Genomic DNA, 26362 nt, shown 5'->3' with positions numbered 1-26362 from the left:
TTATAAAGCGGGTTCATGGCTGTTCAGCAGGCTGGCAAGCCCGTTAAGCAGCAGGGTATTAAACGTTTCCGGCTCGGTGACGTTGCAGGCATGACCGCCCTGGCGCATCACCACGCTGTGGCTGTGCGGGAGCGCCGCCTGCAGCTCAGACGAGCAGACAGAGGGCACCAGCAGGTCATCGGCGGAACAGATAAGGTGTACCGGGCAGGCGATGCGGGCGGCATGGCGACTAAAATCGGCCTTTTTCAGCGCGTTCAGCCTGCGCAGCAGATTGTTTTTGCCCTGAAAGTGCGCCAGCGCCAGTGCCTCTTCAGCCTCCAGACGCGGTGCGCGGGCGGCCATCCAGTCTGCCGGATAGAGAAACAGCGGCTGCGCCTCTACCCACGCCTGCGCGCCACCGGCATGCAGCAGCCGTTCGCGGATCTGAAAGCAGCGTCGGGTATGGGCATTCAGCGTCAGCCAGCCGTTGACGCACACCAGCGCTTTGAGCGCATCGGGGTTGTCGAGCGCCAGCTGCAGGCCGATCAGCGCCCCCAGCGCATGGCCGACCACACAGTAGCGGGTGATGCCGACCGCGGTCAGCGCCTGTGCCAGCTCACCGGCCATCTGCGCCAGGGTGTACTCTTCCGGCAGGGTGTCAGGGTTATTGCCGGTGCCACGCTGGTCGTAACAGACCACCTGATACTCCTGTTCCAGCGCGGCTAGCTGGGGTAACCAGTAGCTGCCGCCCCCGCCGAGTCCGGCAATCAGCACCACGACGGGCGCGCCGTCAAACGGGGGCGGTGAGACGGAGAGCTTCATGGCAGCCTCACTTTCCAATGTGCGCAACGGTGGCGATTTCAACCAGCGCGTCCGGCTTCACCAGCCCGCACTGAATGCAGAAGCGGGCCGGCTTATCGCCGGGGAAGAACTCCGCGTAGATCTCGTTAATCGCGGCGTAGTTTTTCCAGTCGGTGATAAAGATGCTGTTGAACGTCACATCCTCCATCGTGCCACCTGCGGTTTCGATCACGGTCTTGATCGTCTCCAGCACGTGGCGCGTTTGCGCCTTTGGGTCGTTGATAAACACCACGTTGTTGTCTTTATCAAACGGCAGGGTACCGGAGACGTACACCACGCCATCGGCGAGCGTGCCGGGGACAAACGGCGCAATCGGCGTGCTGGTGCCCGGTGGAATAATCACGGATTTCGGCATCGTATGTCTCCTCAGGCGATACGGGCGAGCGGCGGGTTCAGGGCGTCGCAAAAATCGGCGACGTTACTGACCCAGCCAAAAAAGGTTTCGATATTGAACAGCGCCGCTTTCTGGGCAAATTCCGGCCCCGCCTGATGAGTGGCGTCTTCCAGTACCACGCCGAAATACTCGAGGAAGAAGCCGTCGCGCAGGGTCGACTCCACGCAGACATTGGTAGCAATGCCGGTAAAGACCAGATGACGAATGCCCCGGCTGCGCAGCAGGCTGTCGAGCGGCGTGTTGAAAAAGCCGCTGTAGCGCGGTTTGGGCAGCACGATATCGCCTGCTTCCGGCACCAGTTCATCCACCAGCTGATAATCCCAGCAACCTTTAGCCAGCAGCTTGCCCTGCAGTTCGGGCCGTTTGCGCATGGTTTTCAGGGCGTTCGATTTGTGAAAATTGGGCGAGCCGGGGCCACCGGCTTCCACGTATTGATCGTCCCAGCCGTTCTGAAACCAGATGATGAGCATCCCGGCGGCGCGTGCGGCGGCGACGGCGGTTTTGATGTTCTCAATCACCGGCCGGGTGGCGGAGACGTCAAACCCCGCCAGATCCAGATAACCGCCGGGGCTGGCGTAGGCGTTTTGCATATCCACCACAATCAGCGCGCTCTGCGGTGCAGAAAAGGTGATGGCTTCCGGACGGGCATTAAGGGTTGTCATTACGCCACCTCCTTGGTGATGGCGGGAATGTGGGCGCGGCACTGCATCAGCGGCTGAATGCGCTCGCCGAAGGTCTCCACACCGGTGAGGAAATCGTCGAAGGTCAGCAGAACGCCTTCCGCGCCGGGAACGGCGGCCACTTCGTCGAGCATTCTGGCAACGCTGGCATACGAGCCGACGAGCGTGCCCATGTTGATATTGACGGCAGAGGTCGGGTCGGCCATCTGGCGCACGTTGGTGTCCGCGCCGGAACGGGTATCTTTCTGGCTCTGTTCGGTGAGCCAGCTCAGGGCCTCGTCGTCGGCCCCGTCCTTATAACGCTCCCATTTGGCGCGCGCGGCCTCATCGGTTTCGTCGGCAATGACCATAAACAGCACGTAAGAGCCCACATCACGGCCGGTTTTGTCGGCGGCCTCTTTCATGCGTGCGGCGGTTGGGGCGAAGGCGGCGGGGGTGTTGACGCCTTTACCGAAACAGAAATTGAAGTCGGCGTATTTTGCCGAGAACGCCATTCCCGCGTCGCTCTGCCCGGCGCAGATCACCTTCATTGGCGCAGAAGGCTGCGGGCTGACGCGACAGTCATTCATGGTGAAGTAGTCACCTTTGAAATCGCTCTTGCCGGTACCCCACAGATCGCGCAGCACCTGCACGTATTCGGTAAGGTACTCATAGCGGCGCGAGAAGTACTCATCTCCCGGCCAGAGCCCCATCTGGTCGTACTCCGGCTTTTGCCAGCCGGTGACCAGATTGACGCCAAAGCGTCCCCCGGAGATGGAGTCGATAGTGGAGGCCATCCGCGCGACAATGGCTGGCGGCAGGGTGAGCGTGGCGGCGGTGGCGTAGATCTGAATCCGTGACGTCACCGCCGCCAGGCCCGCCATCAGGGTGAAAGACTCCAGATTGTGATCCCAGAATTCGGTTTTGCCGCCAAAGCCGCGCAGCTTGATCATCGAAAGTGCAAAGTCGAAATGGTAGTGCTCCGCTTTTTGCACGATGGCTTTGTTCAGCTCAAAGGTCGGCATGTATTGCGGGGCAGTGGTCGAGATAAGCCAGCCGTTGTTGCCGATGGGTACAAATACGCCAATTTTCATCACGAACCTCTCTTCACTACGTTGCAGGTGAACAGGGTTTTGCAAAGGGAGTGCCAGTTTTTAAAATGGCTTTGTTATTAATGTGTTAATCAATGGTTTCTGAATTGAGCGTGACAAAAGTGGACTAACTGGTCAAAAACATTGCACACAAAACAGGCATTCATGCGCGATGGGAGTGCAGGATGTCGTGGCGAGGCGGGGGTTTTGCTATGCTGTTGGCAACGCAGAATAAGGAGAGCGGGATGACACAAGGCGCAGTGAAAACAGCAGGTAAACGTTCGCAGGCGGTGAGCGCCAAAAAGCACGCCATCCTCAGTGCGGCGCTGGAGACCTTTTCACAGTTCGGCATTCACGGCACGCGCCTGGAACAGGTGGCGGAGCAGGCCGGGGTGTCCAAAACCAATCTGCTCTACTATTACCCGTCGAAAGAGGCGCTGTATGTGGCAGTAATGCAGCAGATCCTGGATATCTGGCTGGCGCCGCTAAAGGCCTTTCGTCAGGAGTTCGCCCCGCTGGTGGCGATCAAAGAGTACATCCGCCTGAAGCTGGAGGTCTCCCGTGATTATCCGCAGGCATCCCGGCTGTTCTGTCTGGAGATGCTGCAGGGCGCGCCGCTGCTGAAGGCAGAGCTGACGGGGGATTTAAAACAGCTGGTGGACGATAAATCCGCGATCATCGCCGGGTGGGTCGCCAGCGGCAAACTGGCACCTGTCGATCCGCAGCATCTGATCTTTATGATTTGGGCCGCCACCCAGCACTATGCAGACTTTGCGGCCCAGGTGGAAGCGGTAACCGGAAAGACGCTGCAGGACGAAGCGTTTTTCCAGAGCACTCTCGAAAACGTGCAGCGGATGATTATTGAAGGGATCCGCGTGCGCTAGTTTCCCTCACCCTAACCCTCTCCCACGGGGAGAGGGGACTGTTCTGTGCTGTCTTTTATCCCTCGCCCCTATGGGGTGAGGGGACAGCTTAAGTCGCCCTCTTCACACTGCATCAGCGAGGCCAGAAACGCCTCGCGTTCCACGGTTTTCTCCGTCAGGCACTGACTCATGATCATAGGCTGCACGCTGCCTCCCTCGGTACCAGAACCGATAAAATTGCAATCCGCATCGCGCAGGGCGATCCACGCCTGCTGCGCCTTTTTCAGCAGGTCACGCTGTGGGGCCGCCGCACGCTTAATGGCGGACTGATAAGTCTGGTTGAGCTTTTTATCAGCGGCCTGGTACTGCTGCGCGCTACAGGTATTCAGTTCAAGCTGCGTAGTGGCGTTGTCGCACTCGTCGGCCAGCGCGCTGGCGCTCAGCAGCAGGGCGGCGCCTGCGAGAAATACTCTTTTCATCATCCCCTCCGTGTAAAAAAGCCGGATGCGCTGTGCTTATCCGGCCTAAGGTGAAGTTGTAGCCCCGGTTAGCGTAGCGTCACCGGGGAGAGTGTACACGATTACCCGATTGTCATCAGGCTGGCGTTACCGCCCGCTGCCGCGGTGTTGACGCTGAGCGAACGCTCCACGTACAGGCGCTCCAGCAGCAGGTTGGTTTCACCGCGGGCGAAGCCCTGCACCGAAACAATCGCCCCGCTGCGGGCCGCAACCTGCTCGCACAGTTCGCGCAGCTGATCGGAATCACCGTGGTAGATAACCGCGTCAAACGGCTGCGCAAGCAGGGCATCAGGTTTCGCAAAGTGAATGCGGGCAGACACCGCTTTCGGCAGTTGCTTCGCCAGATCGCGGTGCAGACCGTCTTCCGGCCACAGCACTTCACAACCTGTTGCCATCGCGGCGGCCAGCTGAACCAGCGCATCCTGTTCGTTATCCGCCACGCACAGCACGCGTTCACGCGGCATCAGCGTCCAGGTGTTGCGTTCGCCGGTAGGACCCGGCAGCAGACGCTGCGTGCCAGCCTGCGCCAGCTCGCCGTACTGCTGTGCGACAGCGCGCAGCTCAGGACGTTTTTCCGCCCAGGTGATGAGTGCTTCCAGCGGCTGCGTCAGCACGGTTTTCAGCTGGACATCCACCGGATAGTCCGCGTCCTGGCGTGCCAGCGTCACGCCCAGCGCGCGCTCAGGACGGTTCGCCAGCAGACGGTACAGATAGAGCGGGCCACCCGCTTTAGGACCGGTGCCGGAGAGCCCCTCGCCGCCGAACGGCTGCACGCCCACGACCGCGCCAACCATGTTGCGGTTGACGTACAGGTTGCCCACTTTGGCGCTGCCGGTGACCTGGGCGATGGTTTCGTCGATACGGGTATGCACGCCGAGCGTCAGGCCATAGCCGGAGGCGTTGATCTGCTCAATCAATGCATTCAGGTTGTTACGGTTGTAACGCACCACGTGCAGGACCGGGCCGAAGACCTCTTTTTTCAGCTCGTCGAAGCTTGCCAGTTCGATAAGCGTAGGCGGCACAAAGGTGCCGGTCTGCCACTCGCGGGCATCTTCGCTGTTCTCGCGCACGGCCTGGAACACTGGACGGCCTTTGGCACGCATGGCCTGAATGTGGTTTTCAATATTCGCTTTGGCTTCCGCGTCGATCACCGGCCCGATATCGGTGGTGAGGCGGCCCGGGTTGCCCATGCGGCACTCGGCCATGGCACCACGCAGCATCTTCAGCGTGTGGTCGGCCACGTCGTCCTGCAGGCACAACACGCGCAGGGCGGAGCAGCGCTGACCCGCGCTGTCAAAGGCGGAGGCCAGCACGTCTACCACTACCTGCTCGGTGAGAGCAGAGGAGTCGACAATCATGGCGTTCATGCCGCCGGTTTCCGCGATGAGCGGCGTTGGGCGGCCCTGGGCATCCAGACGGGTGGCGATGTTACGCTGCAGCAGGGAGGCCACTTCGGTCGAGCCGGTAAACATCACGCCGCGCACGCGGTTATCCGCAGTGAGCTTCGCACCCACTGTTTCACCCCGCCCAGGCAGCAGCTGCACCACGCCCGCCGGTACGCCCGCTTCCAGCAGGATGTTAATCCCCTGAGCGGCAATCAGCGGGGTTTGCTCCGCCGGTTTGGCCAGCACGCTGTTGCCTGCGGCAAGCGCGGCGGCAATCTGGCCGGTGAAGATCGCCAGCGGGAAGTTCCACGGGCTGATACAGACCACAGGACCAAGCGGGCGGTGCGTTTCGTTATCGAAATCATCGCGCACCTGGCCTGCATAGTAGTGCAGGAAGTCGACGGCTTCACGGACTTCGGCGATGGCGTTGCTGAAGGTTTTCCCCGCTTCGCGCACCAGGATACCGATGAGCGACTGCATCTGATCTTCCATCAGCACTGCGGCGCGTTCCAGAATGGCGGCACGTTCTTGCGGCGGGGTGGCGAACCAGATTGGCGCGTTGTTTACCGCGCTCTCCAGCGCCTGCTCCACTTCCGCTTCCGTGGCTTCACGCACGTAGCCGACAATATCTTTTGGCTCTGCCGGGTTGATCACCGGCTGCATCTCGCCGTCTGCGACCGGCTGTTCCAGCATCGGTTTGGCCTGCCATTTCTGCAGTGCGCTGTTGAGCAGGGCAGAGGAGAGGGACGCCAGACGGTGTTCGTTGGCGAGATCCAGACCCGCCGAGTTGATGCGGCCTTTGCCGTACAGCTCGCGCGGCAGGGCAATCTTCGGATGCGGCAGACCAATCTGGCCTTCCTGTGCCGCCATTTTCTCAACGGCCTGCACCGGATCGGCAACCAGTTCGTCCAGCGGCAGGGTGGTATCGGCAATGCGGTTAACGAAGGAGGTGTTCGCCCCGTTCTCCAGCAGACGACGCACCAGGTACGCCAGCAGGGTTTCATGGGTACCCACCGGAGCATAAATACGGCACGGACGGTTCAGCTTGCCCTCTGCCACTTTACCGGTGACCTGCTCGTACAGCGGTTCACCCATGCCGTGCAGGCACTGGAATTCGTACTGGCCCGGATAGTAGTTCTGCCCGGCCAGGGTGTAGATCGCCGCCAGGGTATGAGCGTTGTGGGTAGCGAACTGCGGGTAGATCAGGTTTGGTACGCCGAGCAGCTTTTTCGCACAGGCGAGGTAAGAGACGTCAGTGTAAACCTTGCGGGTGTAAACCGGGTAGCCTTCCAGACCTTCCATCTGGGCGCGTTTGATCTCGCTGTCCCAGTAAGCGCCTTTTACCAGACGGATCATCAGGCGACGACGGCTGCGGCTGGCCAGGTCAATCAGGTAATCAATAACGAACGGGCAGCGTTTCTGGTAGGCCTGAATAACAAAGCCAATTCCGTTCCAGCCTGCCAGTTCTGGCTCAAAGCACAGTTTTTCCAGCAGATCGAGCGAGATCTCCAGACGGTCTGCCTCTTCGGCGTCGATGTTGATGCCAATGTCATACTGGCGCGCCAGCAGGGTCAGGGATTTCAGGCGCGGGTAGAGCTCTTCCATCACCCGGTCGTACTGCGCGCGGCTGTAGCGCGGGTGCAGGGCGGAGAGCTTGATTGAGATGCCCGGACCTTCATAAATACCGCGACCGTTGGACGCTTTACCGATGGCGTGGATCGCCTGCTGGTAAGAGACCATGTAGGCCTGCGCGTCGGCAGCGGTCAGGGCCGCTTCACCCAGCATGTCGTAAGAGTAGCGGAACCCTTTATCTTCCAGCTTGCGGGCGTTGGCCAGCGCTTCGGCGATGGTTTCACCGGTAACAAACTGCTCGCCCATCAGGCGCATCGCCATATCCACGCCTTTGCGGATCAGCGGCTCGCCGCTCTTGCCGATAATACGGTTCAGGGAGCGGGAGAGGTTCGCTTCGTTGTGGGTCGAGACCAGCTTGCCGGTAAACAGCAGACCCCAGGTGGCGGCGTTAACGAACAGCGACGGGCTGCGGCCAATGTGTGACTGCCAGTTGCCGTTGCTGATTTTGTCGCGGATCAGCGCATCGCGGGTGGCTTTGTCAGGGATACGCAGCAGTGCTTCTGCCAGACACATCAGCGCCACGCCTTCCTGGGAGGAGAGGGAAAACTCCTGCAGCAGGCTCTGCACCATACCGGCACGGCCGCTGGCGGTTTTCTGGTTACGCAGTTTGTCGGCCAACTGATACGCCAGGCTGTGCGCCTGCGCGGCGACGGCTTCAGGCAGGCGAGCCTGCTCCAGCAGCATTGGCACGGCGTCCGTTTCAGCACGGCGGTACGCACCGGTAATGGCGGCGCGGCTGACGGACTGCGGCAGGATCTGCTCCGCGAACTCCAGGAACGGCTGATGATTCTCGTCGCCAGCAACCGGCGCGTCTTCGCTCTCATTGGCGGCACCTGCCAGCAGGGCGGGCAGCTCGGGCAGACCTTCGTCGCTCTCAAGCCGTTCGAGATAGTTAAAAATTGCCTGCTTGATTAGCCAGTGCGGCGTGCGGTCAATGCGGGTTGCTGCGGTCTTAATCCGTTCGCGGGTTGCGTCATCCAGCTTAACCCCCATGGTGGTCATGCCCATGCCAAAACTCCTGTTGTTCTTTGATCGTGTTCGGTGGTTAGCCTGAAATATCCACCATGTTGCAACTTTGTGCAACCGTGTTAAATGTGACCCGGCTAGCAAGCTGAAAAATGAATGGATTGTTAACGGATGGTTAGCTGGAAAAAAGCGCTGGCTTCTGCATACGAAGCCTGTTTTTATGCGGTACTTAACACTTTTAAAAGGTGCAACCCGTATAAATGTGAGCGAGTGCAACCTATACGAAAGACATATAAAACCGGGGATGAATTTGATGTAAATGCAGTGTTAAATCGTTTGTGTGCGAGCACTGCTTACGGCAGGATACGCGCGGCCAACAGAAACACAGATACCCATCACCCCGTTCCGGTGATGACATAACAAGGCAACCCGGACGGTTGTCGCTCGACTTTTGGAGAATTTGAATGGCAATGAGCACACCGATGCTGGTGACATTTCTCGTTTATATTTTTGGCATGATCCTGATAGGGTTTTTGGCATGGCGTTCTACAAAGAACTTTGACGACTACATTCTGGGTGGCCGCAGTTTAGGCCCAATGGTGACTGCGCTTTCTGCGGGGGCATCGGACATGAGTGGCTGGCTGCTGATGGGGCTGCCGGGTGCGATTTTCATCTCCGGCATCTCTGAAAGCTGGATCGCCATTGGCCTGACTCTCGGGGCGTGGATTAACTGGAAGCTGGTAGCAGGCCGTCTGCGCGTGCATACCGAAGTGAACAACAACGCCCTGACGCTGCCGGATTATTTCACCGGCCGTTTCGAAGATAACAGCCGCATCCTGCGCATTATCTCGGCGGTGGTGATCCTGCTGTTCTTCACTATCTATTGTGCCTCCGGCATTGTGGCCGGTGCGCGTCTGTTCGAAAGCACCTTCGGCATGAGCTACGAAACCGCCCTGTGGGCCGGTGCGGCGGCTACCATCCTCTACACCTTCGTGGGTGGGTTCCTGGCGGTAAGCTGGACCGACACCGTGCAGGCGAGCCTGATGATTTTCGCCCTGATCCTGACCCCGGTGATTGTGATCTTCACCGTTGGTGGTTTTGGCGAGTCGCTGGAAGTGATCAAGCAGAAGAGCATTGAAAACGTCGATATGCTCAAAGGGCTGAACTTTGTCGCCATCGTCTCCCTGATGGGCTGGGGTCTGGGCTATTTCGGTCAGCCGCATATCCTGGCGCGCTTTATGGCGGCCGACTCTCACCACACCATCGTTCATGCGCGTCGCATCAGTATGACGTGGATGATCCTCTGCCTGGCAGGGGCGTGCGCGGTGGGCTTCTTTGGCATTGCATACTTCAACAACAACCCGGCGCAGGCGGGCGCGGTAAACCAGAACGCCGAGCGTGTGTTTATCGAGCTGGCGCAGGTGCTGTTTAACCCGTGGATCGCCGGTATTCTGCTCTCCGCTATTCTGGCGGCGGTGATGTCCACTCTGAGCTGCCAGCTGCTGGTCTGCTCCAGTGCGATCACCGAAGACCTCTACAAGGCATTCCTGCGTAAAGGCGCAAGCCAGAAAGAGCTGGTGTGGGTAGGGCGCTTCATGGTGCTGGTGGTGGCGCTGGTGGCCATTGCGCTGGCGTCGAACCCGGAAAACCGCGTGCTGGGTCTGGTGAGCTACGCGTGGGCGGGCTTTGGTGCGGCGTTTGGTCCGGTGGTGCTGTTCTCCGTGATGTGGTCGCGTATGACCCGTAACGGCGCGCTGGCGGGGATGATTATCGGTGCGGTCACGGTTATCGTCTGGAAACAGTTCGCGTGGCTGGGTCTGTACGAAATTATCCCGGGCTTCATCTTCGGCAGTCTCGGTATTGTGGTCTTTAGCCTGCTGGGTAAAGCGCCGTCTGCCTCCATGCAGAAACGCTTTGCGGAAGCGGATGCCCATTACCACACTGCGCCGCCGACGAAGCTCCAGGCTGAGTAATTTTTCTTCCTGCACACTGTAAGCCGGGTGAGCGTCAGCGCCACCCGGCTTTTTTCTTGCCAAAATCCGTAATTTACGGTGATATCGCTGCACTTATAACAATGAGGATAGCGAAGCATGACAATCAAAACAGGGTTACTGGCAGCGGCATTCCTGATGCTGGCTGGCTGTACGGCACCGTCGCAGCATACGGCGACTGACACCTGCAAAGTGGATAACCAGATGCAGCAGACCACGCTTTATTTCGGCTTAAATCGTCCGGCCGGGGCGCAGATCACCCCCGACGAGTGGCAGCAGTTTGTTGACCGGGACGTGACGCCGCGTTTTCGTGATGGCTTAACGGTGTTTGATGCGCGCGGACAGTGGCTGGGCAACGACGGTAAAGTGGCGCGTGAGCCGAGCAAGGCGTTGATGCTGATCCACGGAAAAGATGCGCAGAGCGAGAAGAACATTGAGGCGTTACGCGGTATCTATAAATCCCGCTTTGCGCAGGAGTCGGTGATGCGGGTCGATCAGCCGGTGTGTGTGCAGTTTTAAAGAAAACGGCGGGATAACCCGCCGTTGTTGCATCGTAGGCCGGGATCGCTGCGCGCCACCCGGCATCACATCACAATACCAGGCCCGCAAAGCTCGCCGACAGCAAACTCACCAGCGTCGCGCCATACACCAGACGCAGACCAAACCGCGACACCACGTTGCCCTGCTGCTCGTTCAGGCCCTTGATTGCACCTGCGACAATACCGATGGAGGCGAAGTTGGCGAACGACACCAGGAACACGGATAAAATCCCCAGCCCGCGCGGTGACATCTGATGCGCAATTTTTTGCAGCTCAATCATCGCCACAAATTCATTCGCTACCAGCTTAGTTGCCATAATACTGCCGGCATTTAAGGCATCGCTCAGCGGAATACCCACCAGCCACGCCAGCGGATAAAACACATAGCCCAGGATCTGCTGGAAGCTCATACCAAATACGCTGGAGAAGAGGGCGTTAATGGCGCTTATAAGCGCAATAAAGCCAATCAGCATCGCCAGAATAATCATCGCCACTTTAAAACCGGCCAGAATATACTCGCCCAGCATTTCGAAGAAGCTCTGGGATTCATGCAGTTTTTCGAGCTTAATATCCGGCTCCGCTTCCGGGCGAACCGGGTTGATGACGGAGAGAATAATAAAGGTGCTGAACATGTTCAGAATGAGCGCCGCCACCACAAATTTAGCGTCGAGCATGGTCATATAGGCACCGACAATCGACAGGGAGACGGTCGACATGGCCGTGGCCGCCATGGTGAACAGACGACGTGACGAGAGATCGCCCAGTACGCCCTTGTAGGCAATAAAGTTTTCAGACTGTCCGAGGATCAGCGAACTCACCGCGTTAAAGGATTCCAGCTTGCCCATGCCGTTCAGTTTTGACAGCAGCGTGCCAATCAGCCGAATAAAAATCGGCAGAATGCGCCAGTGCTGAAGAATACCAATGAGTGCGGAGATAAAAATAATCGGGCAAAGCACGCCGAGGAAAATGAACGCCAACCCTTTTTCACCCATTCCGCCAAAGACGAAATTGGTCCCTTCGCCGGCAAATTTGAGCAGTGATTCAAAGAAACCGGAGATGTATTTAATCAGGAATAACCCGCTTTCGGCGTGCAGGAAAAAGAACGCCAGCGCAATTTCAATAACGATCAGCTGTAAAACAAAGCGAATGCGAATTTTTCGGCGGTCAAAACTTACCAGCCAGGCAAGCGCAAGAATAATCACCAGCGCCAGCAGGAAATGGACAATCTTAAACATGGTTTATTTTCGGTTAGTTTGCGAGGCGGATATTTAGCCACAGCGCTGATTAACCGTAAATGGGCATTTTCGTTATACCTTATAAACCGGAACGTCACGAGCGCAACTATTACCCCGCGATGCGTTTACAACTCGTCATCAAAAACCACACATTTCGCTTGTTTTTCTTATCGCCGTAATGATAATCACTATCACAAGAATTTACCTTTCTTTGCATCAGTTGACCGCGATAAACATTTAAGGTGTCTGCATGTTTGTTCCATTTCTCATTATGTTACGCGAAGGCCTGGAAGCGGCCCTCATTGTTAGCCTCATCGCCAGTTATCTGAAGCGAACCCAGCGCGGACGCTGGATTGGGGTGATGTGGATAGGGGGTTTCCTCGCCGCTGCGCTCTGTCTGGGCCTGGGCATTCTGATCAATGAAACCACCGGTGAATTCCCGCAGAAAGAACAGGAGCTGTTCGAAGGTATCGTTGCCGTGATAGCGGTGGTGATCCTCACCTGGATGGTGTTCTGGATGCGTAAAGTCTCGCGTAACGTGAAGGTGCAGCTGGAGCAGGCGGTAGATAATGCCCTGCAGAAGGGAAATCATCACGGCTGGGCGCTGATCATGATGGTCTTTTTCGCCGTGGCGCGTGAAGGTCTGGAATCCGTTTTCTTCCTGCTGGCTGCCTTTCAGCAGGATGTGGGGATCTGGCCACCGCTGGGGGCGATGCTGGGGCTGGCAACGGCCGTGGTGCTGGGTTTCCTGCTCTACTGGGGTGGCATTCGCCTGAACCTGGGGGCCTTCTTTAAATGGACCAGTCTGTTCATTTTGCTGGTGGCCGCAGGGCTGGCGGCAGGGGCGATTCGCGCTTTCCATGAGGCGGGTCTGTGGAACCACTTCCAGGATGTGGCGTTCGATCTTAGCAATGTTCTTTCTACCCATTCACTGACCGGCACGCTGCTCGAAGGGATCTTCGGCTATCAGGAAACGCCAAGCGTCAGTGAAGTGACGATGTACTTTATCTATCTTATTCCGGCGCTGGCGCTGTTCTTTATGCCATCGCGCCCCAGCGCTCAGCCGTCGCGTACTGCGCCCTGATGTGCTTACTGTAGTTACAACATACTTTTAAAAGGGAAGGGTCATGGCAATTCAATTTCGTCGTAGTGCGTTACAGGTTGGTGTGGCAGCGCTTGTTGCTTCTGCCTTCGCCGCTCAGGCTGCTGATATTCCACAGGTCAAGGTGACGGTGAATGATAAGCAGTGTGAGCCGATGACCATTACGGTCAACAGCGGTAAGACACAATTTATTATTCAGAACCACAGCCAGAAAGCGCTGGAGTGGGAAATTCTCAAAGGCGTGATGGTCGTGGAAGAGCGCGAAAATATCGCGCCGGGCTTTAGCCAGAAAATGACGGCTAACCTGCAGCCGGGTGAATATGACATGACCTGCGGTCTGCTGACCAACCCGAAAGGTAAGCTCATCGTTAAGGGGAATGCCACAGCGGATGCCGCGAAAGGCACGGCCCTGCTGAGCCTGGGCGATGCCATTACCGCTTATAAAGCGTATGTCATCAAAGAGACGGCAGACCTGGCAGCGGGAACCAAAGCCTTTACGGATGCGGTGAAAGTGGGCGATATCGACAAAGCGAAATCCCTGTATGCGCCCACCCGTCAACACTACGAGCGCATTGAGCCGATTGCGGAGCTGTTCTCCGATCTTGATGGCAGCATTGATGCCCGTGAAGACGATTACGAGCAGAAAGCGGCCGATCCAAAATTCACCGGCTTCCACCGTCTGGAGAAAGCCCTGTTTGGCGATAACTCTACCAAAGGGATGGAGAAGTATGCCGATCAGCTCAACAGCGACGTGCTGGAGCTGCAAAAGCGCATCAGCGAGCTGGCCTTCCCGCCATCTAAAGTGGTGGGCGGTGCGGCCGGACTGATTGAAGAAGTGGCCGCCAGCAAAATCAGCGGTGAAGAAGATCGCTACAGCCACACTGATCTGTGGGATTTCCAGGCGAACGTCGATGGCGCGCAGAAAATTGTTAACCTGCTGCGCCCACAGCTGCAGAAAGAGAACAGCGAGCTGCTGGCAAAAGTGGATGCCAACTTTAAGAAAGTCGACACCATTCTGGCGAAGTACCGCACCAAAGACGGGTTTGAAACCTACGACAAACTGACCGACGCCGACCGTAACGCGCTGAAAGGCCCGATTACCACCCTGGCGGAAGATCTCTCCCTGCTGCGTGGCGTACTGGGTCTGGACTAAGCACGATGAACAAGCATGACGAATACGACGTGGCAGAACCGTCACGTCGTCGGTTGTTGAAAGGGGTAGGGGCGCTGGGGGGCGCATTTGCCCTGGCCGGAGGGTGTCCGGTGGCGCATGCGGCAAAACCGCAAAGTGCGCCCGGTACGCTGTCACCGGACGCCCGTATGGAGACGCAGCCTTTCTATGGCGAGCATCAGGCGGGCATTCTGACACCACAGCAGGCCTCCATGATGCTGGTGGCCTTTGATTCGCTGGCAAGTGATAAAGCTGACCTGGAGCGCCTGTTTCGCCTGCTGACCACCCGCATCGCGTTTTTGACTGCAGGGGGACCGGCGCCAGAAACGCCAAATCCACGACTGCCGCCAATGGACTCGGGGATCTTAGGGTCGTTCATCGCCCCGGATAATCTGACCATTACGGTGTCGCTGGGCGAATCGCTGTTTGATGAACGTTACGGGCTGGCAAAACAGAAGCCGAAAGCGCTGCAAAAAATGACGCGTTTCCCGAATGACTCGCTGGATGCTGCTCTCTGCCACGGCGATCTGCTCCTGCAGATTTGCGCTAACACGCAGGACACGGTGATCCACGCTCTGCGGGATATCATCAAACACACGCCTGATCTGTTGAGCGTGCGCTGGAAGCGGGAAGGGTTTATCTCTGACCATGCTGCCCGCAGCAAAGGCAAAGAGACGCCGGTGAACCTGCTGGGCTTTAAGGATGGCACCGCCAACCCGGACAGCAGCAACGGCGCGCTAATGAAAGAGGTCGTCTGGGTCACAGCCGATCAGGGTGAGCCTGCCTGGGCCGTCGGCGGGAGCTATCAGGCGGTGCGGGTGATTCAGTTCCATGTGGAATTCTGGGATCGCACGCCACTTAAAGAGCAGCAGACGATCTTTGGCCGTGACAAGCAGAGCGGGGCGCCGCTTGGCATGAAGCACGAGCATGATGTGCCGGATTACGCCAGCGATCCTAATGGCGATACCATTGCGCTGGACAGTCACATCCGGCTGGCGAACCCGCGCACCAAAGAGACGCAGTCAAGCCTGATGATGCGCCGGGGCTATAGCTACTCGCTGGGGGTGACCAATTCCGGTCAGCTGGATATGGGGCTGCTGTTTGTCTGCTATCAGCACGATCTGGAGAAGGGGTTCCTCACCGTGCAGAAGCGGTTAAACGGCGAAGCGCTGGAAGAGTACGTTAAACCTATCGGCGGCGGCTATTTCTTCGCGCTGCCCGGCGTGCGCGATTCGAACGCATGGCTCGCGCAAGGGCTGATAGAAGCCTGATAATTGTCCCTGCGATAGTTCGCGGGGACATTATTTTTTCATATGACTATCCCTCTGTTATATTTCTGTAATATTCCTGTATGAGACTGTTTTCAACTGCAGGAGCAGTCTTAAAAGTTGCATTCAGGTAAAATAAATGTTGCATTTATGATAATCCCTGATGTACTTAAGATAAGACAGCGGTAGTTCCCGGCAGTGATGCTGAATCACTATGGAGATCGCGAATGGTATCGTCCTGTACTGGACAAGGTAAACACAACAACCGCAGTACCCGGCGCGGAGGCTCAGACTCCGGCAGCGATTTCCTCACCACTAAATTCTCCCCTTCTATTCAGAAACCAGATTCTACCGACGTGCAGAATGGTGCGCGTAGCTATTCTGTATCGTCATCCGGCAAGGCAAGCAATGGCTTACAAGGAAGCCAACCCTCTGATGTTCGTGCGCATAATCGTGCCGAAACTGGCGCGTGTGATGAATACCAACAACTCAAGGTGCTATCCATGGGAAGACAAAAAGCAGTGATCAAAGCTCGTCGCGAAGCAAAACGTGTGCTGAGACGGGATTCACGTAGTCATAAACAGCGTGAAGAAGAATCGGTCACCTCGCTTGTGCAGATGAGTGGCGTAGAAGCAATTGGCATGGCGCGGGACAGCCGTGATAATTCCCCAATTGTGGCGCGCAATGAGGCTCAGGCGCACTACCTGAATGCTATCGAGAGTAAACAGCTCATCTTTGCAACCGGTGAAGCCGGATGCGGGAAAACCTGGATCAGTGCAGCCAAAGCAGCGGAGGCCCTGATCCATAAGGACGTGGAGAGAATTATTGTTACCCGTCCGGTACTGCAAGCTGATGAAGATCTCGGCTTCTTGCCCGGTGACATATCGGAGAAGTTTGCCCCTTACTTCAGGCCCGTTTATGACGTGCTGGTGAAGCGACTGGGTGCATCCTTTATGCAGTACTGCCTGCGACCAGAGATTGGCAAGGTGGAAATCGCGCCGTTCGCCTATATGCGCGGACGTACATTTGAAAATGCGGTCGTCATTCTTGACGAGGCTCAGAACGTGACCGCTGCGCAAATGAAGATGTTCTTAACGCGCCTCGGGGAGAACGTGACGGTTATCGTCAATGGCGATATTACCCAGTGCGACCTGCCATCCGGCGTGAAATCCGGCTTGAGCGACGCCATGTCACGTTTTGAGGAAGACGACATGATTGGGGTAGTACGCTTTACCAAAGAAGATTGTGTGCGGTCGGCGCTGTGCCAGCGCACGCTGGAAGTCTATTCCGACTGACGGTAAAACATCGCCGTTTTACCGCTCACCTGTCATCCCTTCCCGGCGTAATGCCGGGAAGCTTCTTTTATTTCTTCTCACGACTCGCGTCTGGTTGTCTTTTAAAAGATTGCCTGTCTTGCGGAATTCATCATGTCGGTTATTCATTTTTGACGCTGGTTTTTTTATCACGCTCAGCGAAATGTGATGTGTATTTATAATATCCACAAAGTACCCATGAATATCATGATCGCGCTAATTGTTCGCTCAAATTTAAACGTGAATGTTGTCACATAATGTTACTAAGATGTGAAAATTAAGTTGGTGTATTGTGTCTAATTCTCTATGTTTCGTACTGATTCAAACAACATTCTAACAAGAAAATCCCATGGGGAACCGTTTCCCTGGAACATCACGTTGAGGGTCATACATGAACGAACTGGTTGGTGCAATTAACGGTGTTATCTGGAGCCCGGCGTTAATATTTTTATGTCTGGGTGTCGGCCTCTATTTCTCATTACGTAGTCGTTTTTTGCAGTTACGTCATATAAAACATATGATTACCTTGATGTTCCAGGGGCGTCCTACCGATGCTGGCGTATCGTCGTTCCAGGCACTGACGATGACGCTGGCAGGGCGTGTAGGGACCGGGAACATTGCTGGCGTCGCCACCGCTATCACCTTCGGTGGACCGGGCGCACTTTTCTGGATGTGGATGGTGGCGTTTTTGGGGGCCAGCTCTGCGTTTGTGGAATCTACGTTGGGCCAGGTTTATAAAGAAAAAATCAATGGTGAATATCGTGGCGGTCCTGCCTTTTATATTGAAAAAGGATTAGGCGTTAAATGGTATGCATGGTTATTTGCCATCGTCACCATTTTCTCCTGCGGTTTATTAATGCCAGGGGTACAAGCAAACTCGATTGGTGCCAGCCTGGAGATTGCATTTGGGCTTGATCCAAATGTCACGGCGGCACTACTTGCCGTACTGTTAAGTTTTATTATTTTTGGTGGTGTAAAAAGGATCGCCAGTTTTAGCAGTATGGTCGTTCCGTTTATGGCGCTCGGCTATATTATTGTGGCTTGCGTTATTATCGCCATTAATATTACCGAGCTTCCTGGTGTGATTCTGTTGATCTGGAAAAGCGCTTTTGGTCTGGAAGCTGGTTTTGGTGCCATTCTTGGTCAGGCTATCATGTGGGGCGTTAAGCGCGGGGTCTATTCCAATGAGGCGGCGCAAGGTACCGGGCCGCATGCGTCATCTGCGGCGGCAGTGAGCCATCCGGTGAAGCAGGGGCTGGTTCAGGCTTTCTCGGTCTATATCGACACGCTGTTTGTCTGCTCGGCGACCGGGTTTATGCTGTTGATCACCGGTCTGTATAACGTGCAGGGCATTGACGGTGCTGCACTCTATACCGGTATTTCCGGCGTGGCAGCAGGGCCTGGCTATGTGCAGACGGCAATGGAAAGTATGATGCCAGGCTTTGGTAATTACTTTGTTGCTGTTGCGTTGTTCTTCTTTGCCTTCACGACCATTATTGCTTACTACTATATTGCTGAAACTAATATCGCCTTCATCAACCGTAAAATTCACCGTCCATGGCTGACATTCGTTCTCAAATTATGCCTGATGGCTTCAACGGTATATGGCACAGTTCGTACGGCGGATCTGGCATGGGGGCTGGGGGATATTGGGGTAGGGCTGATGGCATGGCTTAACATTATTGCCATTGTGCTTTTACATAAAAAAGCGTTTGCCAGCCTTAAGGATTATGAAATTCAGAATGCGCAGGGGGTGGATCCGCACTTTGACCCGATTCGCCTGGGGATTAAAAATGCGGATTACTGGCTGGAAGAGCGTAAAGATGAACCTGCTGCGAATCCAGAACAGACGACTTCTGTCGTGAGAGAGCAGAACGCAGGGAAACTGAACAATTAATCGTGGTAGCCCGTATTAATTTACGGGCCCATGGGTCTTGTAGGCCGGGTAAGCGTTAGCGCCACCCGGCGAATAAGGCGACTACGTTGCTGAACTGTCTTTGTCGAAACCCGGTCGGGGATTCTCATCCCCCGCAAGCGAGCAACATGCGAAAAAAAAGCCCGCATTTTCATGCGAGCTCTTCTTTAAATATGGCGGTGAGGGGGGGATTCGAACCCCCGATACGTTGCCGTATACACACTTTCCAGGCGTGCTCCTTCAGCCACTCGGACACCTCACCATATTGTTTTGCTGCCTGACCGCTTGGGGGGCAACGGGGCGCTACTATAGGGAGTTGCGCTAAAACGGTCAAGCAGATTTTCAGCTTTAGTGCGTGTTCGGTTAAGCCTTAATCAGCTTTGGTCACAGCACGGGCGCTTAACGCTGTGAATCGAGCGCTTCGCTGTTTTTCACCACTTCCTGTGCCTTGCCGTAGCTCTCGATCAGCAGCTGGTACGCCGGGAAAATGTGCGTGTAGACTTCTGCCCACTCGGCCGCATCTTCACGGTTCCATGTCCGCTGGATCTCAGAGGCAACAGCCGCCGTATCCATTGGCACCACGCCCGCCTGCACCACACGGGCCAGGGTGATCTCCTGCGCCATTTTGCTGTAAGTACCGGACGCATCAATCACCGCAAAGACTTTATAGCCATCCGCCACTGCGCTAATCGACGGAAACGCCATGCAGACGCTGGTGATGGTACCGGCGATAATCAACGTCTTACGTCCGGTGGCTTTAACCGCGGCCACAAATTCCGGGTTATCCCAGGCGTTGATCTCCCCTTTACGTGCCACATACTGTGCATGCGGCGCGTTGGCATGAATTTCCGGGATGAGCGGACCGTTCGGGCCCTGCGGGACGGAAGCGGTGGTGATCACCGGGATGTTCGCAAGCGTCGCGATTTTCGCCAGAGCCGCCGCACGGGCACGCAGCTCAGGCATCGGCATATCGCCGACGGTCTGGAACAGGCCACTCTGGTGGTCGATAAGCAACATCACCGCATCGTTCACATCAATGACCGGACGTGCTCCATTAAAGTTGGCAGGTGTAGACATGTTCATCTCCTTTATTACGGTTAGATCTGGCCGAAACGGCCGGAGTTGAAATCACGAATGGCTTCATTGATTTCGGTTTTACTGTTCATCACGAACGGGCCGTAGCCCACAATCGGTTCATTTAGCGGCGCACCGGCCATCAGCAGTACTTTGGCATCGCTGCTGGCTTCCAGGTGTAACCTGTCACCTTCCTGACTCATGACCACCAGCTGTGCTTCTCCCGCGTGAGCCGTACCGTTCACCGTGACATGGCCTTCCAGCACCACCAGCGCCGTGCTCCAGCCCTCTGGCTGACTGAGCGTGACGTGGCTGCCCTGGTTGAGGGCAATGTCCCACACGTTCAGCGGTGAGAAGGTATGCGCCGGGCCGCTAACATCGCCGTAGTGACCAGCGATAACCCGCAGCGAGCCGCTGTTGTCGGGCAGCGTCACCACCGGGATATCGGCTTTGGTAATGCTCTGATAGCCCGGCGTGGCCATTTTGTCTTTCGCCGGCAGGTTGACCCAAAGCTGCATCATCTTGAGTTCTCCGCCTTTGTGCGCGAACGCGCTGGAGTGGAACTCTTCATGCAGAATGCCTGCACCGGCTGTCATCCACTGCACGTCGCCCGGACCAATGACGCCGCCTCTGCCGGTGGAGTCGCGATGCTCCACTTCGCCGGAATAGACAATGGTGACCGTTTCAAAACCACGATGCGGATGCTCGCCCACCCCGCGTTTTGTGCCGTCCGCCGGGAAGGTATGTGGGCCTGCGTAGTCCAGCAGTAAGAACGGGCTCAGCGACTCGCCGTGTGTCTGATAAGAAAACATCGAACGCACCGGGAAACCATTGCCAACCCAGTGTTGACGGGGGGCGGTATAGACGCCTGTTACGTTTTTCATGATGAACTCCTGATGTTCTGTTGATGTAATTAGCTTATATTCAGAGTTAATGTTCCGGTAGAGAGTGAAAATGGCATTCACTGTTCTGGAAATAGAACGATGAGGATTTATGCAGGATCTCAATGACTTTGTGTGGTTTGTGAAAGTGGTCGACTACGGTGGTTTTGCAGCAGCAGGGCGGGCACTCGATCTGCCTAAGTCCAGGCTGAGCCGCCGTATTGCGCAGCTTGAAGAGCGGCTCGGCGTGCGGTTAATTCAACGTACAACGCGACAATTTACGGTAACGGAGGTCGGGCAGACGTTCTATCAACACTGCAAAGCCATGATGGTTGAAGCGGAAGCAGCGGAAGAAGCCGTGGCCGCGCTGCAGGCGGAACCGCGCGGTATCGTCAGGCTCACCTGTCCTGTCACGTTGTTGCATGTGCATGTCGGCCCGATGCTGGCGCGGTTTATGGTGCGCTATCCCGGGATCAACCTTCAGCTGGAAGCAACGAACCGGCGGGTTGATCTGGTGGGGGAAGGTGTGGATGTGGCGATCCGCGTGCGTCCCCGTCCGTTTGATGACAGCGATTTGGTATTACGGGTGCTTGCCGACCGGGGACATTGCCTGGTCGCGGGCCCGGCCTTGATTGAACGCCTGGGAAAACCGTCGATGCCTTCAGAACTCAGCGCCTGGCCCGGGTTGAGTATGGGCGAGGGTAAGCATATCCATAAATGGCAATTATGCGGCCCGGAAGGCGCGAAAGCAGAAATTCATTTTACCCCGCGCCTGATTACCACCGACATGCTGGCGCTGCGTGAAGCGGCCATGGCGGGGATCGGTGTGGTGCAACTGCCGATATTGATGGTGAAAGATCAGCTGGCATCAGGAGAGCTGATTCGGGTGCTGGAGGCGTGGGAGCCAAAAAGAGAAGTGATTCATGCGGTTTATCCATCAAGACGCGGATTACTGCCGTCCGTCAGGGCGCTGGTGGATTTTCTTACAGAAGAGTATGCACGGATGGTTGAAGAGTAGTTTTTTGTAGGTCGGGTAAGCGCAGCGCCACCCGACATAAAGAGCGCAGGGGGCTCAAGGTTCTCATCCCCCTCAAGCGAGCAACATGCGAAAAAAAAGCCCGCATTTTCATGCGAGCTCTTCTTTAAATATGGCGGTGAGGGGGGGATTCGAACCCCCGATACGTTGCCGTATACACACTTTCCAGGCGTGCTCCTTCAGCCACTCGGACACCTCACCATATTGTCATCCCGTTGTTGTCGGGACGGGCGCTAATGTAAGGAAAAGCCGAACAGCCGTCAACACACTTTTTCAGTAAATTAGCGCATTTAGACAAACTTCAAACAACATGATTCTTAAATGTGCTGAAAGCGCCTTTTTTATCGGCAACGCGGTCCGGCGATAAATTTGTTATGCTGGCAATCCAGTTGAAAATGAAAATAAAACAGCGCAAAAAAGGCAGGAATGAGTATGGATATTATCTTCTATCACCCCACTTTTGATACGGCTTACTGGATTAAAGCACTTTCGGCAGCGTTACCGGGGGCGCGCGTGCGTGAATGGAAGCGCGGTGATAACGAACATGCAGACTACGCGCTGGTGTGGCATCCCCCGGTCGAGATGCTCCAGGGGCGCAAGCTGAAGGCCGTTTTTGCCCTCGGTGCCGGTGTGGATTCCATTCTGAGCAAACTGAAAGCGCACCCTGAAATGCTGCCGGAGGAAATCCCCCTGTTCCGCCTGGAAGATACCGGCATGGGCCAGCAAATGCAGGAATATGCCGTGAGTCAGGTGCTGCACTGGTTCCGACGTTTTGACGATTATCAGGCCTTAAAACTGCAATCCCGTTGGGAGCCGCTGCCAGAATATCAACGTGAAGAGTTTACCATCGGTATTCTCGGGGCGGGCGTGCTCGGCTCAAAAGTGGCCGAAGCGCTTGCACCGTGGGGCTTCCCGCTGCGCTGCTGGAGCCGCAGCCGCAAGAACTATCCTGGCGTTGAGAGTTTTGCCGGAACAGATGAACTCCCGGCGTTTCTGAAGGGGACGCGCGTACTGATCAATCTGTTGCCGAATACGGCGGAAACGGTCGGCATTATTAATAGCGCGCTTATGAATCAGCTGGCGGATCAGAGTTACGTGATGAATCTGGCGCGCGGGGTTCATCTGGTGGAAGCCGATCTCCTCAAAGCTCTTGATGGTGGCAAGGTGAAAGGCGCGATGCTGGATGTGTACAGCCGCGAGCCGTTGCCGGCAGAGAGCCCGCTGTGGGCACATCCGCGCGTGGCGATGACCCCACACGTCGCCGCCGTGACGCGTCCGGCAGAGGCGGTGGCCTATATTACGCACACCATCAGTGAGATAGAGCAGGGCAACGCGGTGACCGGGCAGGTCGACAGAACGCGCGGCTACTGAGTGAAACCCGGCGTTAGCCGGGTTTTTGCTAATAATCGCAGCAGATAACTGCTATCCTTTGAAAAAATCGCAGAGGAGAGAGAGATGTATCCCGTTGACCTGCATATGCACACCGTCGCCAGCACCCACGCGTATAGCAACCTCCATGATTACATTGCACAAGCGAAGCTCAAGGGCATCAGGCTTTTTGCGATCACCGATCATGGCCCGGATATGGCGGATGCGCCGCACTACTGGCATTTTGTGAATATGCGGATCTGGCCACGCCTGGTGGACGGTATTGGGATACTGCGTGGCATTGAGGCGAACATTAAAAATACCGACGGTGAGATCGACTGCACCGGCCCGATGCTGACATCTCTTGACCTTATTCTCGCCGGTTTCCATGAACCTGTCTTTGCGCCTCAGGATAAAGAAACCAACACCGCGGCGATGATTGCCACCATTGCCAGCGGCAACGTGCATATTATTAGCCACCCTGGCAACCCGAAGTACCCAATTGATATTCAGGCTGTCGCGCAGGCGGCAGCGAAGCATCACGTGGCTCTGGAGATTAACAACTCCTCCTTCGTGCACTCGCGTAAGGGCAGTGAAGCGAACTGCCGCGAAGTGGCGGCCGCAGTGCGTGATGCAGGAGGCATGGTGGCGCTGGGTTCAGATTCCCATACTGCGTTCACACTGGGTGATTTCAGCGAGTGCCTGAAAGTGCTGAATGATGTTAACTTCCCGGAAGCGCAAATCCTGAACGTGACCCCTCGTCGCATGCTCGATTTCCTTGAGTCGCGCGGAATGGAACCGATTGCCGAATTTGCCGATCTTTAATTGTGTAATGGAATAAAAAAATGAATGAGTTTTCCATCCTTTGCCGCGTGCTGGGTACGCTGTACTACCGCCAGCCTCAAGACCCGCTGCTGGTCCCGCTCTTTACATTAATTCGTGAAGGGAAACTGGCGCAGAACTGGCCGCTGGAACAGGATGATTTACTGGAGCGCCTGCAGAAAAGCTGCGACATGCAGCAAATCTCCACAGATTACAACGCGCTGTTTGTGGGGGAAGAGTGCCGTGTTTCACCTTACCGCTCTGCCTGGCAGGAAGGGGCAACGGAAGCGGAAGTGCGCGCTTTTCTTTCAGAGCGCGGCATGCCGCTGACCGACACGCCTGCCGATCATATCGGTACGCTGCTGCTGGCCGCATCCTGGATTGAGGACCACGCCGGTGACGATGAGAACGAAGCCATCGAAACCTTGTTCGAAATGTACCTGCTGCCGTGGGTCGGGACATTCCTTGGGAAAGTTGAAGCGCATGCCACCTCGCCATTCTGGAGAACGCTGGCTCCCCTGACGCGTGACGCCATCGCTGCAATGTGGGATGAGCTGGAAGAAGAGAATGAAGAGTGATCATGATCACATTAGTTCTGCAACGCAACGCATCATCTTGCATATAATGTGCTTCTGATCTCATTTCCATGGCGCGCTTCTGCTAAGATGCGCGCCATGAACATATTACTTTGTATCGCACTCACAACAGGTATCCTCTCCGGGCTTTGGGGATGGGTAGCCGTCTCTCTCGGACTGCTCAGCTGGGCTGGATTTCTCGGCTGCACGGCCTACTTCGCCTGCCCGCAGGGTGGGATCAAAGGGCTTTTTATCTCAGGCTGCACTCTGATGAGCGGCGTTATCTGGGCGCTGGTTATCATGAAGGGCAGTGCGCTCGCTCCGCATCTGGAGATCCTCGGCTATATCATGACGGGTGTGGTCGCCTTTTTGATGTGCGTTCAGGCAAAGCATCTGTTGCTGTCGTTTGTACCCGGCACGTTTATGGGGGCGTGTGCCACCTTTGCGGGGCAGGGTGACTGGAAGCTGGTGGTCCCCTCGCTGGCGCTGGGGTTGCTGTTTGGCTATGCCATGAAGAACAGTGGTCTGTGGCTGGCGGCACGACGAGAAAAAGCGCAAAACGTGCCAGCGGTGAGTGAATAAAAAAAGGCGAGATAACTATCTCGCCTTTTTTATGCGCGTCCTGTCAGGATTCCGGAGGAACCGACATATCGCGGTATTTCACCAGTACCGGGTTTTGCACGTCTGCTTTGTTTTGCAGATCCCACAGCCCGCGTTCGATACCATCATTTATCAGGAAGATAACTCCGGTTTCAATGGCTGACATCAGGCACATCATCACCGGCTCGTTAGAGGTATAACCGATTTCACCCTCCAGCAGACGCTGATAGTCAATGAAGCGGAACACCCCGGCCTGCACTTCATAAGAGAGTATGGTTTTGCTGGTGGTTACCGAAGAGAGCACTTCCCCGGTACTGACGTTAACGACACGCAGGTTAACGGCAATTTGGTCGAGCTGATACTGAGTATCTGCACCGATACCGAAATAACGTGCGCCAGCACCGCCAGATTTCACGTTACTTTCGTAACCGATAATCGACCCTTCAATCATAACGTTCGCCGCAGCCAGAGATTGCAGCGGCATGCGGTTATTATCTGCAACGGTACCATTCTCCTGCGCCGCACGAATAATTTTTCGTTCATTTAACAGGTTTTGCAGCCCCTGACGTTCCAGTGGAATAAACCAGCGCGAATCTTTCAGCGCGGTCACCAGCATGGCGGTGGCGCTTTGCGGTACGGCCGTAGAGAAGTTACTTGCCGGGTAAGGTTTAAATTGCCCGGTTTCATCCTGAATGTTGTAGACGGAGACAAATATTTTACCTGTCGGGGCAGGCAAATGGGTTAAATCACGATAACTTTGAGCCCGAGGCATTAATGTCGGTTTTGCAGCTTCTTTAGGTGGAGCAGTTAAACAACCGCTCAATAAGCACACTGCAACAAGTATCAGGAAGCGCTGCATGATCGTTGTCCTTATTTTGGGGTTGTTCAAAAGTCAGTCGAGTTATTTTGTAAACCGGAAACCTGAATGGTTGAGGTTTTTCCGGTTTTACGATCGGTAACGTTCAACTGGAGCTGCCCGTCCCTGTTGGCGATATCGACAATGAAGTCATTGGTCACCATGCGGCCGGGTTTGCCGGTGTTGATATTGGTCAGCAAACCGCCCAGAATTTGCGACTGGATCGCCTGGGTGAAGTTGTCCAGTGCAGATGGCGTATCCACGCTAA

The 26362-nt window shown here is 55.9% G+C and carries 24 protein-coding genes and 2 tRNA genes; 13 read left to right on the top strand and 13 right to left on the bottom strand.

The window, feature by feature from the left end; genetic code table 11:
- From rutD to rutA, 4 genes are read right to left on the bottom strand one after another with little or no spacing between them, the layout of a single operon-like run.
- A complete protein-coding gene (gene rutD / locus M8370_RS15175) occupies positions 1–801 on the bottom strand; it encodes a pyrimidine utilization protein D (protein ID WP_250021258.1) in 801 nt (266 codons plus the stop codon).
- A gap of 7 nt (positions 802–808) precedes the next feature.
- Complete coding sequence (rutC, locus tag M8370_RS15170) at positions 809–1195, bottom strand: pyrimidine utilization protein C (protein ID WP_013097195.1); 387 nt, start codon at positions 1193–1195, stop codon at positions 809–811.
- Between the two features lie 11 nt (positions 1196–1206).
- The gene (rutB, locus tag M8370_RS15165) at positions 1207–1896 is read right to left on the bottom strand and encodes a pyrimidine utilization protein B (protein ID WP_250021257.1); all 690 of its coding nucleotides are present in this window, start codon (positions 1894–1896) and stop codon (positions 1207–1209) included.
- On the bottom strand, positions 1896–2987 hold the full coding sequence (gene rutA / locus M8370_RS15160) for a pyrimidine utilization protein A (RefSeq protein WP_013097193.1): 1092 nt from the start codon (positions 2985–2987) through the stop codon (positions 1896–1898). The genes rutB and rutA overlap by 1 nt, the downstream gene beginning before the upstream one ends.
- Before the next feature lie 242 nt (positions 2988–3229).
- Between rutA and rutR the strand changes: the two genes are divergently transcribed.
- On the top strand, positions 3230–3868 hold the full coding sequence (rutR, locus tag M8370_RS15155) for an HTH-type transcriptional regulator RutR (RefSeq protein WP_013097192.1): 639 nt from the start codon (positions 3230–3232) through the stop codon (positions 3866–3868).
- 68 nt (positions 3869–3936) lie between these two features.
- On the opposite strand, the gene M8370_RS15150 is transcribed toward rutR, so the two are convergent.
- Both M8370_RS15150 and putA read right to left on the bottom strand, forming a co-directional pair.
- Positions 3937–4326: a lysozyme inhibitor LprI family protein gene (locus M8370_RS15150; protein WP_044158640.1), complete on the bottom strand. Its 390-nt coding sequence runs from the start codon at positions 4324–4326 to the stop codon at positions 3937–3939.
- Positions 4327–4427: 101 nt separating this feature from the next.
- Positions 4428–8390, bottom strand: coding sequence for a trifunctional transcriptional regulator/proline dehydrogenase/L-glutamate gamma-semialdehyde dehydrogenase (putA, locus tag M8370_RS15145; protein ID WP_038419081.1), 3963 nt, complete (start codon positions 8388–8390; stop codon positions 4428–4430).
- Between the two features lie 422 nt (positions 8391–8812).
- Here putA and putP point away from each other — a divergent pair, with 422 nt between their 5' ends.
- Both putP and M8370_RS15135 read left to right on the top strand, forming a co-directional pair.
- Positions 8813–10321: a sodium/proline symporter PutP gene (gene putP, locus M8370_RS15140; protein WP_029882760.1), complete on the top strand. Its 1509-nt coding sequence runs from the start codon at positions 8813–8815 to the stop codon at positions 10319–10321.
- A gap of 117 nt (positions 10322–10438) precedes the next feature.
- Positions 10439–10858 carry a DUF3574 domain-containing protein gene (locus M8370_RS15135; RefSeq protein ID WP_013097188.1) on the top strand — a complete coding sequence of 140 codons (420 nt, stop codon included), beginning with the start codon at positions 10439–10441 and terminating at the stop codon, positions 10856–10858.
- 70 nt (positions 10859–10928) lie between these two features.
- Here the strand turns inward: M8370_RS15135 and M8370_RS15130 are convergent, their stop codons facing one another.
- Entirely contained in the window at positions 10929–12113 is a 1185-nt protein-coding gene (locus tag M8370_RS15130) for a NupC/NupG family nucleoside CNT transporter (protein WP_013097187.1), read from the bottom strand.
- 250 nt (positions 12114–12363) lie between these two features.
- Between M8370_RS15130 and efeU the strand changes: the two genes are divergently transcribed.
- The 5 genes from efeU (at position 12364) to M8370_RS15105 (ending at position 18864) form a co-directional block, all read left to right on the top strand.
- Positions 12364–13197: an iron uptake transporter permease EfeU gene (efeU, locus tag M8370_RS15125; RefSeq protein ID WP_250021256.1), complete on the top strand. Its 834-nt coding sequence runs from the start codon at positions 12364–12366 to the stop codon at positions 13195–13197.
- Between the two features lie 43 nt (positions 13198–13240).
- On the top strand, positions 13241–14368 hold the full coding sequence (gene efeO / locus M8370_RS15120) for an iron uptake system protein EfeO (protein WP_058684537.1): 1128 nt from the start codon (positions 13241–13243) through the stop codon (positions 14366–14368).
- A 5-nt stretch (positions 14369–14373) separates the two neighbouring features.
- Entirely contained in the window at positions 14374–15657 is a 1284-nt protein-coding gene (gene efeB / locus M8370_RS15115) for an iron uptake transporter deferrochelatase/peroxidase subunit (RefSeq protein WP_029882758.1), read from the top strand.
- Positions 15658–16157: 500 nt separating this feature from the next.
- Positions 16158–16949: a phosphate starvation-inducible protein PhoH gene (gene phoH, locus M8370_RS15110; protein WP_013097183.1), complete on the top strand. Its 792-nt coding sequence runs from the start codon at positions 16158–16160 to the stop codon at positions 16947–16949.
- 409 nt (positions 16950–17358) lie between these two features.
- Positions 17359–18864: an alanine/glycine:cation symporter family protein gene (locus M8370_RS15105; RefSeq protein ID WP_013097182.1), complete on the top strand. Its 1506-nt coding sequence runs from the start codon at positions 17359–17361 to the stop codon at positions 18862–18864.
- Between the two features lie 192 nt (positions 18865–19056).
- Here the strand turns inward: M8370_RS15105 and M8370_RS15100 are convergent.
- From M8370_RS15100 to M8370_RS15090, 3 genes are all read right to left on the bottom strand, one after another.
- Positions 19057–19144, bottom strand: a tRNA-Ser gene (locus M8370_RS15100).
- Positions 19145–19281: 137 nt separating this feature from the next.
- A complete protein-coding gene (locus tag M8370_RS15095; RefSeq protein ID WP_020689641.1) occupies positions 19282–19959 on the bottom strand; it encodes an isochorismatase family protein in 678 nt (225 codons plus the stop codon).
- Between the two features lie 20 nt (positions 19960–19979).
- The gene (locus M8370_RS15090; RefSeq protein WP_114518664.1) at positions 19980–20840 is read right to left on the bottom strand and encodes a pirin family protein; all 861 of its coding nucleotides are present in this window, start codon (positions 20838–20840) and stop codon (positions 19980–19982) included.
- Positions 20841–20949: 109 nt separating this feature from the next.
- Between M8370_RS15090 and M8370_RS15085 the strand changes: the two genes are divergently transcribed.
- Positions 20950–21855 (top strand): LysR family transcriptional regulator, encoded by a 906-nt coding sequence (locus M8370_RS15085; protein ID WP_013097179.1) that lies wholly within the window; start codon positions 20950–20952, stop codon positions 21853–21855.
- Positions 21856–21986: 131 nt separating this feature from the next.
- Here M8370_RS15085 and M8370_RS15080 read toward each other — a convergent pair.
- Positions 21987–22074 (bottom strand) — tRNA-Ser (locus tag M8370_RS15080).
- Between the two features lie 231 nt (positions 22075–22305).
- On the opposite strand from M8370_RS15080, the gene ghrA reads away from it, so the two are divergent.
- The 4 genes from ghrA (at position 22306) to M8370_RS15060 (ending at position 25220) form a co-directional block, all read left to right on the top strand.
- Positions 22306–23244: a glyoxylate/hydroxypyruvate reductase GhrA gene (ghrA, locus tag M8370_RS15075; RefSeq protein ID WP_013097178.1), complete on the top strand. Its 939-nt coding sequence runs from the start codon at positions 22306–22308 to the stop codon at positions 23242–23244.
- An 84-nt stretch (positions 23245–23328) separates the two neighbouring features.
- Entirely contained in the window at positions 23329–24066 is a 738-nt protein-coding gene (locus M8370_RS15070; RefSeq protein WP_040019375.1) for a phosphatase, read from the top strand.
- Between the two features lie 20 nt (positions 24067–24086).
- Positions 24087–24641, top strand: a complete 555-nt coding sequence (locus M8370_RS15065) for a TorD/DmsD family molecular chaperone (protein WP_013097176.1) — start codon at positions 24087–24089, stop codon at positions 24639–24641.
- A 96-nt stretch (positions 24642–24737) separates the two neighbouring features.
- A complete protein-coding gene (locus M8370_RS15060) occupies positions 24738–25220 on the top strand; it encodes a DUF1097 domain-containing protein (protein WP_072200468.1) in 483 nt (160 codons plus the stop codon).
- Positions 25221–25263: 43 nt separating this feature from the next.
- On the opposite strand, the gene csgG is transcribed toward M8370_RS15060, so the two are convergent.
- A complete protein-coding gene (gene csgG, locus M8370_RS15055; protein WP_250021255.1) occupies positions 25264–26097 on the bottom strand; it encodes a curli production assembly/transport protein CsgG in 834 nt (277 codons plus the stop codon).
- Positions 26098–26123: 26 nt separating this feature from the next.
- On the bottom strand, positions 26124–26362 hold a 239-nt coding region (locus M8370_RS15050), incomplete at its 5' end, for a curli assembly protein CsgF (protein ID WP_284038888.1).

Source organism: Enterobacter cloacae complex sp. OE43NF, assembly GCF_023544405.1.
GTDB classification, from domain to species: Bacteria; Pseudomonadota; Gammaproteobacteria; order Enterobacterales; family Enterobacteriaceae; genus Enterobacter; species Enterobacter cloacae.
This window is presented reverse-complemented; position numbering and strand designations above follow the sequence as displayed.